We start from the raw sequence: 6,532 nt of genomic DNA on the forward strand, positions 1-6,532 counted from the left end.
CATGGCCGCTCACCCTTGCCGGATGTGTTCCCCATGGCCCTGGCCACGCCTCCCGACCTCAGTGATCACGCCGTGCCCGTGCAGCCGCTGGCGCGGACCTACCCGCGTGGTTGGTACGTAGAGCCCCATCGGCATGACTGGGGCCAGTTGCTCTATGCCATGAGCGGGGTGATGTGGGTCGAGACGCCACGCGAAGCGCTGGTGGTGCCGCCCCAACGCGCCGTCTGGCTGCCGCCGGGCGTGGAACATGGGATACGCGTGGTCTCGGATTTGCAGATGCGCAATATCTACCTGCGCCCGGCGCTGGCCGCGACGCTGGACAGCCAGGTGCAGGTGATTGAAGTCGGCGGGCTGCTGCGCGAGTTGATCGTCACCCTGGTGGAGCAGGGCGACAGTGGCGATGCCGGCTATTACGACGCGGTGGTCGGCCTGGCCCTGCTGGAGCTGCAGCGCGCACGCCGCGCGTCAATCCGCATCGCCATGCCGCTGGAGGCCGACCGCCGCCTGGTCAATGCCTGCCAGGCGGTGATGGCCGCGCCATCCCTGGCGATTCCCTTCGAGCATCACGCCGAGGCCGCCGGTGCCAGTGTGCGGACCTTGGCGCGGCTGTTCCAGAACCACCTTGGCATGGGCTTCGCCGAATGGCGCCGCCAGGTGCAACTGGCCACGGCGGTGGCTGAGTTGATCCAAGGCCAGTCAGTCAGCGCGATCGCGCGGTCCCTGGGTTACTCGCCCAGCAGTTTCAGCGACATGTTCCGTCGTGAACTCGGCGTGGCACCGTCGCAGTACCGCGGTTGAAGGTTTGGCCGAAATCCTGAAGCACTTGGCCGATGAGGTGGGTGGCGGCTTCCTACACTGAGCGCCATCCAACCACCAGGCGCTGCCCCCATGAGTTACTTGATCTCCCTTGCCATTGGCCTCTTCGTCGGCGTGATCTACGGTGCGCTGGATTTCCGCTCGCCCGCGCCGCCGGCCATCGCGCTGGTAGGCCTGATGGGCATGTTGCTCGGCGAAAAACTGTGGCCGATGGGGCGTCAATTGGTCAGTGGTTGGTTGTCCTGAATGTCCTTTCCCCTTTGATGGATGCCGCTCATGAAAGCGCTGCAATTTTCCGCCACCGGCGACCTCTCCACCCTGCGTTTCGTCGACGTCGCCACCCCGGTGCCCGCCGCCGGGGACGTGCTGGTACAGATCAAGGCCGCCGGTCTCAACCCCAGCGACGTGAAGAATGTGCTCGGTCGCTTTCCCTACACCACGCTGCCGCGCATTCCCGGTCGCGACTTCGCCGGCGTGGTGGTCGAAGGCCCGCAGGAATGGGTCGGGCAGGCGGTCTGGGGCACCGGGCGTGACCTCGGTTTCTTCGCCGACGGTTCCCACGCCCAGTACCTCACTGTGTCGGCCAAGGGCGTGGCGCACAAACCCAGCCACCTGAGTTTTGCCCAGGCCGCCAGCCTCGGTGTGCCGTACACCACCGCGTGGGACGCCCTGCAGCGCAGCGCGGTCGGCGAGGGCACGCGGGTGCTGGTCATCGGTGCGAACGGGGCCGTCGGCAGTGCGGCGTTGGCCTTGGCGAAAATCCTTGGGGCGCAGGTACTGGCGGCGGTGCGACGCCCTGAGCAGGCCGAAGTGTTGCAGGCGCAAGGTATCGCCGCGATTACCCTGGGCCAGCCGGAGGATTTGGACGCGCAGGTCAATGCCGTGTTCAAGGGCGGCGCCGATGTGATCTTCGACACCACGGGGTTCTGGTTGCCCGCCGCCGTGGCGGGGCTGGCGCCGTTCGGGCGCATCGCGATCATCGCCGCGCCGGTCGACGGTCATGTGCAACTGCCGGCCCTGGCCCTGTATCGCAAGGGCGGCTCGGTGGTGGGGATCAATTCGTTGCTCTACAACTGCGAACAATGTGCGGTGATGCTGGAGCAGTTCGGGCACTTCTTTGACGAAGGGTTGCTGCCGCTGCCGAGCGGCCTGCGCGAAGTGGCGTTGGCCGAGGGTGTGAAATGCTTCGAGGAGGTGAATGTGGGCAGCGCCGATAAGATCGTCCTGCTGCCCTGACGCGCTTGAACAGGTGAGAGCAAACCCGCTCCCACCGGTGGTTTTTGACTAGGCGTCGGGCACGCCTTTTTCCCACGCCGACCAGTGCTTCAGGATCGCCTGGACCAACGGGTTGCCCGTGCGGTACAGGTTTTCCAGCGCCGGCACGAAGCCGCCCTGGTCCGCATATTTGAGCAGGTTATCCACCTCGCTGTAGCCCGGATAAGGCCGGTCGAAATCCGACCCGGCGCGCACCACCGCCAGGCGCTGGATATCCACCAGCCCTTCGCGACTGGCGCGCAGCAGGGCTTCATAGGTGGAGTTGTCTTCCTGCTGGGTGGTGCAGTATTCGCCTTGGTTGTCGGTGAGCAACCGCGTCCAGACTTCGGCGCGCTCGCTCAGGCGCGTGCCGGAGAACCAGGTGTTGCCCGCCAGGGTGTCGCAGCGGGTGACTTGCGGCGGTTGGTTGGCCGGTGCCGCAGGGTAGTGTTTGCGCCAGGCGCTGGATTCCTGGCTTTCCGTCAGCTCAACCTTCTGCGACAGGGCAAACGCCTTGGCCTGCAGTTTCGGGTTCAGCTCGAACACTTCGGTCTTGTAGTCCAGCGGCGGTTTTTCGTTCGGACCCTTGGTGTTGATACCGATGTAGCCGGTCGGCCAGTCTTTGGGCGCGTCCCGCGAATCGATTTCCCACTGGGTGCCGAACTCCACCAGGTAATGCGCCCAGGCGGTGGTGCCGAGGGTGCCGTGTTTGGGGCTGATGCCGGCGATCCCGACGATCAGAAAGTAGCTCTGGCGCAGGTCGAATTTGGGTGACAGCGCCAGCGCCAGGGTGGAGGCGGCGGCGTTGGTCTGGCCCATGCCGGTCACCAGCAGGCAGACGTCTTCGGTATTGCAACGAATCACCGGGTATTCGGCGGACAAGCCCGGCACGCGGACTTCCTGCTTGAGCGCCAGGCGATCGATCCAGGTTTGCGCCTCGGGGGCGAACATGGTGATCAGCATCACCTTGGGCTTGATCGGCGCAGGCGCCTGCGCCAGTACCAGGTGGGGCAGCAGCGCCAGGCCGACGGCCAGCGAGACACGGGTAAACAGACTCATCTAAAACTCCTTGATCAGAATTGGTAGCCTACGCCGGCGTAGTAACCCCAGCATGTTAGCGGTGTGCGCCGGGTTTTCCTTGCGCAGGTCCTTGCCGAAATCGTAGTTGGTGAAGCCGATATAGGTCAGTGAGGCGCCGTCGTTCAACTGCCGGATGGGCACGATGTATTTCAGCTGCGCACGGTGGCCGTCCCACGCGTATTCATTGCTGGCGCCATCGTGCTGCCGTGGTCGTAGATCCAGTCAAAGGCCGCGTACCATTCCTTGACCGCGCCGATGGCCAGGCTGCGCGCCGCCGGATCGTCGATGGAGATCCGTGGTTCGTGCTCGATGAACAGCGGCGAGCCATGATCCCATGCGCCTTTGTCATTACGGTTACCGATGCCGAGAATCTTCGACACGTCGATATAACCCTTCCGTTCGAAACAATCCTTGCGACCTAAGACTGATGTCCTGGCTGCCGATCAATGTCGGGTTCTTGGGGTCAGTATTGACGCGGTGTCATTTTTTCGCTGCGCTGGAACAGGTGCATGGCCGTTTCGCGCCGATATTCACTGGGCGTCTGGTGCATCTCGATGCGAAAGTGCCGGTTGAAATTGGACAGGTTGGCGTAGCCCACTTCAAAGCAGATCGCCGCCACGGACAGCTCGCTTTGCAGCAACAGCCGGCACGCCCGCTGTATGCGGAACTTGCGCATCAGGTCGATAAAGCCGTGGCCGGTGTTGCGCTTGAAGAAGCGTGAGAAGCCCGCTTCGCTCATCTCCAGTTGCCGGGCGATTACCGACAGGCGCACATCGCCGGTCAATTCGCGCATCAGGTAGTCGAACGCCTTGTTGATGCGCTCGGCGCTGCGCGCGTCCAGGGTCGGCGCATAGCACGGGCTGGCCAGGGCCTTCACCTGCGGCGGCGGGGCGTTCTTGAGGGTGTCGAGCAGTTGCAGGAACAGGATCAGGCGTTGCAGGCCGTGGGCGCTGCCGATGTCTTCCAGCAGGCGGGCCGCTTGCACGGCGGTTTCGCCGCTGAATGCCAGGCCGCGCCGGGCCTGTTCGAACAACGGCTGCACGTCGCCGAGTTCCGGCAGGGTCTTGCGCAGGGCGAGGAGGGCGCTGCCGTCGAATTGCAGCACCACATCGCGGCCGTTCAGGTGTTCGCCGGGGGCCAGGTCGCCGATCCAGTCGTGGGGCAGGTCCGGGCCGATCAGCGCAACATGCCCGGCACCGAATGCGCCGATGTAATCGCCCGCCACCAACTTGCCGCTGCCTTGGCGGATCAGGTGGATCTCGAATTCCGGGTGGTGATTCCAGCGCGCCAGTTCGTAGGGGTAGTCATGTTCGAACCAGCGAAAACAGTGTTCCGGCTCGGGCAGGATCACTTCGAGTTCCGCGGGGCGGTGTTCGAACAACTCGGCGCGGCTGATGGGCATGGTGATGCCTCTTGTACTTGGGGAATTGCGCCAAAATACGCGTGTTGGCGACAGCCGCGCTACCGAAGCTTTCGCCCGGCACTGATACTTTTTTGATCCCGGGCCTACGGTTAAAAAAGTATCGATCGGGCATTCGCCACGGGTTTGTGAGGACCCGGCCAAGCTGCTGTAATCGACCCTCGACCATAAAAACAAGTGGTGGACACCGCCGAGCACGAGATCAACCGCGCCGGTTATCCCCCATCAATGCCCGAGGGACACGCACCCCATGAAACGACTGGAAGGTAAGAGCGCGCTGATCACCGGATCGGCGCGAGGCATCGGTCGCGCCTTTGCCCATGCCTATATCCATGAAGGCGCCACGGTTGCCATCGCCGATATCGACCTGCAGCGGGCCCAGGCCACAGCAGCCGAACTGGGCCCGCAGGCTTACGCGGTGGCAATGGACGTCACCGACCAGGCGTCGATCGACGCCGCGATTGCCGCCGTGGTGGCCCATGCCGGCCAGCTGGATATTCTGATCAACAACGCGGCGCTGTTCGATCTGGCGCCGATTGTCGACATCACCCGCGAGAGTGTCGAGCGGCTGTTCTCGATCAACGTCGCCGGCACCCTGTTCACCCTGCAGGCCGCGGCCCGGCAGATGATCCGCCAGGGCCACGGCGGCAAGATCATCAACATGGCCAGCCAGGCGGGGCGGCGTGGCGAGCCGCTCGTCGCGGTGTACTGCGCGAGCAAGGCGGCGGTGATCAGCCTCACCCAATCGGCGGGGCTGAACCTGATCAAGCAGGGCATCAACGTCAACGCCATCGCCCCGGGCGTGGTCGACGGCGAGCATTGGGACGGGGTGGACGCACTGTTCGCCAAGCACGAAGGCCTGGCGCCGGGTGAGAAGAAGCAGCGGGTAGGCGACGAGGTGCCGTTCGGACGCATGGGCACCGCTGAAGACCTCACCGGTATGGCGATCTTCCTCGCGTCGAAGGACGCCGACTATGTCGTCGCCCAGACCTACAACGTCGATGGCGGGAACTGGATGAGTTAGGCCATACACCGATCAACATGTGGGAGCGAGCATGAGGCTGCGATAGCGGGCTGTCAGGCAGCAAAACTGTCAGCAGTACCGGCCCCGTCGCAGCCTCGCCAGGGCTCGACACCTCCCACACTAGATCGCCATGTCCGCCCGCAGCGCGGTCTCCTTGTGGGAGCTGTCGAGCTTCAGCGAGGCTGCGATAGCGGACGGTCAGGCAGCAAAACTGTCAGCAGTACCGGCCCCGTCGCAGCCTCGCCAGGGCTCGACACCTCCCACAGTAGATCGCCATGTCCGGCCGCAGCGCGGTCCCTTTGTGGGAGCTGTCGAGCTTCAGCGAGGCTGCGATAGCGGACGGTCAGGCGCCAAAACTGTCAGCAGTACCGGCCCCGTCGCAGCCTCGCCGGGGCTCGACACCTCACACAGTAGATCGCCATGTCTGCCCGCAGCGCGGTCTCCTTGTGGGAGCTGTCGAGCTTCAGCGAGGCTGCGATAGCGGACGGTCAGGCGGCAAAAATGTCAGCAGTACCGGCCCCGTCGCAGCCTCGCCGGGGCTCGACACCTCCCACAGTAGATCGCCATGTCAGCCCGCACCGCGGTCTCCTTGTGGGAGCTGTCGAGCTTCAGCGAGGCTGCGATAGCGGACGGTCAGGCGCCAAAAATATCAGCAGTACCGACCCCGTCGCAGCCTCGCCGGGGCTCGACACCTCCCACAGTAGATCACCATGTCCGCCCGCAGCGCGGTCTCCTTGTGGGAGCTGTCGAGCTTCAGCGAGGCTGCGATAGCGGGCTGTCAGGCAGCAAAACTGTCAGCAGTACCGGCTCCGTCGCAGCCTCGCCGGGGCTCGACACCTCCCACAGTAGATCACCATGTCGGCCCGCAGCGCGGTCTCCTTGTGGGAGCTGTCGAGCTTCAGCGAGGCTGCGATAGCGGACTGTCAGGCAGCAAAACT

General features: G+C 64.4%; 6 protein-coding genes and 1 pseudogene. 4 read left to right on the forward strand and 3 right to left on the reverse strand.

Annotated elements, in window-relative coordinates:
• Positions 1–33 precede the first annotated feature (33 nt).
• From AC07W0_RS24980 to AC07W0_RS24990, 3 genes are all read left to right on the forward strand, one after another.
• Positions 34–798, forward strand: coding sequence for an AraC family transcriptional regulator (locus AC07W0_RS24980; RefSeq protein ID WP_046383065.1), 765 nt, complete (start codon positions 34–36; stop codon positions 796–798).
• A gap of 90 nt (positions 799–888) precedes the next feature.
• A complete protein-coding gene (locus AC07W0_RS24985) occupies positions 889–1,062 on the forward strand; it encodes a DUF1427 family protein (protein WP_017849167.1) in 174 nt (57 codons plus the stop codon).
• Between the two features lie 30 nt (positions 1,063–1,092).
• A complete protein-coding gene (locus AC07W0_RS24990; protein ID WP_102618441.1) occupies positions 1,093–2,052 on the forward strand; it encodes a quinone oxidoreductase family protein in 960 nt (319 codons plus the stop codon).
• A gap of 48 nt (positions 2,053–2,100) precedes the next feature.
• Here AC07W0_RS24990 and AC07W0_RS24995 read toward each other — a convergent pair whose 3' ends face one another.
• From AC07W0_RS24995 to AC07W0_RS25005, 3 genes and pseudogenes are all read right to left on the reverse strand, one after another.
• Positions 2,101–3,129: a purine-nucleoside phosphorylase gene (locus AC07W0_RS24995; protein ID WP_102618440.1), complete on the reverse strand. Its 1,029-nt coding sequence runs from the start codon at positions 3,127–3,129 to the stop codon at positions 2,101–2,103.
• 54 nt (positions 3,130–3,183) lie between these two features.
• A pseudogene (locus tag AC07W0_RS25000) lies at positions 3,184–3,569 on the reverse strand (outer membrane protein OmpK); the annotation flags it as partial.
• A 44-nt stretch (positions 3,570–3,613) separates the two neighbouring features.
• Positions 3,614–4,552 carry an AraC family transcriptional regulator gene (locus tag AC07W0_RS25005; protein WP_102618439.1) on the reverse strand — a complete coding sequence of 313 codons (939 nt, stop codon included), beginning with the start codon at positions 4,550–4,552 and terminating at the stop codon, positions 3,614–3,616.
• 268 nt (positions 4,553–4,820) lie between these two features.
• Between AC07W0_RS25005 and AC07W0_RS25010 the strand changes: the two genes are divergently transcribed.
• Entirely contained in the window at positions 4,821–5,594 is a 774-nt protein-coding gene (locus tag AC07W0_RS25010) for an L-iditol 2-dehydrogenase (RefSeq protein ID WP_102618438.1), read from the forward strand.
• The last annotated feature ends 938 nt before the right edge of the window (positions 5,595–6,532 follow it).

The sequence above is a fragment of the Pseudomonas sp. GW704-F2 genome, assembly GCF_059423025.1.

Coding starts and splice junctions, on each gene's coding strand:
- AC07W0_RS24980 (WP_046383065.1), top strand. CDS start 34: ATGGCCCTGGCCACGCCTCCCGACCTCAGTGATCACGCCGTGCCCGTG.
- AC07W0_RS24985 (WP_017849167.1), top strand. CDS start 889: ATGAGTTACTTGATCTCCCTTGCCATTGGCCTCTTCGTCGGCGTGATC.
- AC07W0_RS24990 (WP_102618441.1), top strand. CDS start 1,093: ATGAAAGCGCTGCAATTTTCCGCCACCGGCGACCTCTCCACCCTGCGT.
- AC07W0_RS24995 (WP_102618440.1), bottom strand. CDS start 3,129: ATGAGTCTGTTTACCCGTGTCTCGCTGGCCGTCGGCCTGGCGCTGCTG.
- AC07W0_RS25005 (WP_102618439.1), bottom strand. CDS start 4,552: ATGCCCATCAGCCGCGCCGAGTTGTTCGAACACCGCCCCGCGGAACTC.
- AC07W0_RS25010 (WP_102618438.1), top strand. CDS start 4,821: ATGAAACGACTGGAAGGTAAGAGCGCGCTGATCACCGGATCGGCGCGA.